Source organism: Treponema sp. R8-4-B8, assembly GCF_054786175.1.
This window is the reverse complement of sequence record NZ_BDHE01000052.1, coordinates 1-3,031: the sequence shown is the minus strand read 5'-3', so window position 1 is coordinate 3,031 and position 3,031 is coordinate 1. Positions and strand designations below refer to the sequence as shown.

The following is a 3,031-nucleotide window of genomic DNA, read 5'->3' as shown; positions in this document are numbered from 1 at the left end:
GTTGAGGTTTTATTCCCCGACGTTGAGGTTTTTAAGTCGGACGTTGAGGTTTTTTACCTGAACGCTGAGGTTTTTAAGTCGGGCGTTGAGGTTATTTACCTCGATGTTGAGGTTTTTAAGTCGAACGTTGAGGTTTTTTACCTCGACGTTTAGGTTTTTAAGTCGGACGTTGAGGTTAAAAACCTCAAATTTGGGCTTTTTTAGGTGTTTTTTGGGTAAAAAAACCTAAAGTGAGTCATTTTGACCCACTTTAGGGCGTGTATACATATTTATTCATTCTGTTATTTCTGCGTCTTCGGTTTCACGGAATTGGGCGGTGTCCTTAAATGTTTCGTCTATGATTTTGCGTTTGCCTCCTTTCATTTTTGGTTTGATGTTTTCGATTACCAGTTTGCCGTCATGCCTGCCGTGTAGGAGGGAATTGAAATCTCGCCGTGCTTTTGTTTCGGTCGGTTCTTCGGTTTCGGGGCGGCTGCGGTGGAAGAAGGTTGATAATTCGTTGTGGATTGTTTCGGCTGCGTCTACTCTGCGTTTTGCGGCTTCTCGCACGGAGGCGTAGAATTCGAGTGCGTCCGTGTAGGCGATGTCTGATGACTGTATGGTGATGTTCCACAGTTTTTCCCTTATCTGCGTGGTGAGGTCTACGAGACTGCGGAAGTCCATGAAGTATTGTATGTCCGTTCCAAATCTTTCTATGGTTAGATAGTGCGGAAGGAACTCTGAATTTTCAAGGGCGATTTCATATGCTCGCTCGATGAAGCCTAATTTGCGGACTCCAACTCCGTTGAGGCGTTTGCGGTCGAGTGCCCGCAAGTGCTGTGCGTATTCGTCCAGTATGTTTTTGAGATCATTTAACATGGTGTTAAGATGATCAATAGTCGCTTGCGGTACATCTGGATTGTTCGGCGGTCGTTTAGTTGATGGTTTTCCTGTCAGCAATTTAATACTTGCTGTTCCCGATGTTGCTTTTGCAGTTGTTTTCTTCGGCGTTGTCTTTTTTGTCGTGGTTTTCTTTGGTCTTGCCATTTTCTTTTCTCCTCTTTCGTTTACGATTTGTTACTCGCTCATACGAGCAAGTTATTAAAAAGTGTGCCTGACACCGTTGCGTTATCCGACAATGTTCATCACAACGCTATTCGTTGTCTTTTATCATCTCCCCCTCGCATATTCGAGTATCACTGCGGCGGCTTTTTCCGTACCGATTGAGCTGTCAATACATAAATCGTAATTTTTCGCATCGCCCCATTTAAGTGCCGATACTTTCGCATAATAAGCCGCCCGTGCTAAATCAAGACGGCTTATGTTCTTTTTTCCCTGTTCTTCCGTATCGCCGTAGGTTTTCATCACCTGTTCAAGACGGTACGCTTTCGGTGCATGAATGAAAACATTTACAAGATTACGGTTTTCTCTCAATACATGACCTGCGGCACGGCTGACAATGACACAGGAGCCGCTTTCGGCGATCTCCCTCAACGCTTGCTCTTGGGCGATAATCGCATCACGAACCGGCTCGGTATCGAGATACAAACTGTGAGCCGCCCCTGCTTCTGCCGTATTGATACCTGAAATAAATTCTTGTGAGAGACCGCTCTCCGCCGCCGCAAGTGCAACCATTTCCTTGTAATAAAATGGCACGTTGAGTTTCTTTGCGACAAGCTCCCCGATTGCTTTACCGCCTGATCCGTGTTCACGGTCAATCGTGATAATCGGTCCCGGTACGGACGCTTTCAAAATCGGCGTTTCAATCTGAACGGCTGTTTCGGTTACGCTCAACTGTTTCCACATAATGGCAACCACAAAAACAGTTATTATCATTGCCAAAATGTCTGCGGCGGGAGCCGCCCAGAATATGCCTGTTACGCCGAGATACAACGGCAATATAACCGAAAAAGCTATGAGTAAAATTACGTCCCGAAGCATCGACAGCGGAATAGCCGCTTTAGCCTTGCCGATAGATTGAAGGAATATCGCACACGCTTTTTGCAGACAGGTCAACGCAATCAGCGACAGGTAAATCCGCAGACATCGGATAGCGAACAATGTATATAGTTCGCTGTCTGTGCCGAAAAGGGATATAAACGCTTTGGGAAAAATTTCAAATAACGCAGTCGTAATCAGCGTAATGATAAAAATTGAAGTTATCACATATTTAAATGTTTCTTTTACTCTGTCAAAACGCTTTGCACCATAATTATAACCAATAATCGGCTGTGCCCCTGCCGCTATACCAATTGCGATATTTAACACGATTTGAAACAATTTCATAATGACGACAAACGCCGCCAACGGAATATCCGCTCCGAATTCTTACTTTGCGCCATACGAGACAAGTAATTTATTGTTGACAACCGTTACGACAACGATTGAAATTTGCGTGAGGAAACTTGACCCTCCCAACGGCGTTACCTGACGTAAAACGCCCCAATCGGGCTTGAGGTCTGAAAATTTAAACTTGAATGTTTTGCTTCTCGGAAGATACGCTATCGCCAGAATGAAGCTGACCGTTTGCCCGAAAATCGTTGCCAATGCCGCCCCTTTCATTCCCCAACCCCAGACAAAAATCGTTATCGGGTCAAAAATAATGTTCAGAATACAGCCGACAAGCATTGTAAACATTGCGTATTTCGGGCTGCCGTCCGCACGGATTATTGTGATGAGCGTCTGCCCTGCGAGTGCGAGCGGAATACCGGCGAAGATTATATAACCATAGTCCCGTACAAATTGAATAGTCGCATCTGTCGATCCGAGGGCGTAGAACAAACTGTCGCCTGCGGTATAGCATATAACAATTAAAACAACTCCCGTAAGGAACGAAAACAAGATACTGTTGCCAACCGCCTTTCCGGCGTGCTGAGTGTCGCCTGCTCCCTGAGATATGCTGAAAAAAGCCGCCCCGCCGTCTCCGAACAGAAGGCTCAAGCCCCAACCGACAACGGTTATCGGGAAGATAATACCTGTGGCGGCGTTACCGAGATAGCCAAGCCCTTGCCCGACAAATATTTGGTCAACGATGTTATACAGGCATGAAATG

The 3,031-nt window shown here is 45.7% G+C and carries 3 protein-coding genes; all 3 read right to left on the bottom strand.

The genetic code is table 11. The features are described 5' to 3' along the window. Positions 1–273 precede the first annotated feature (273 nt). A complete protein-coding gene (locus ACYVRA_RS06015) occupies positions 274–1,026 on the bottom strand; it encodes a hypothetical protein (RefSeq protein WP_461251845.1) in 753 nt (250 codons plus the stop codon). A gap of 123 nt (positions 1,027–1,149) precedes the next feature. Beyond that, positions 1,150–2,286: a cytidylate kinase family protein gene (locus ACYVRA_RS06010; protein ID WP_461251844.1), complete on the bottom strand. Its 1,137-nt coding sequence runs from the start codon at positions 2,284–2,286 to the stop codon at positions 1,150–1,152. Positions 2,287–2,307: 21 nt separating this feature from the next. Continuing rightward, on the bottom strand, positions 2,308–3,031 hold a 724-nt coding region (locus ACYVRA_RS06005; protein ID WP_461251843.1), incomplete at its 5' end, for an MATE family efflux transporter.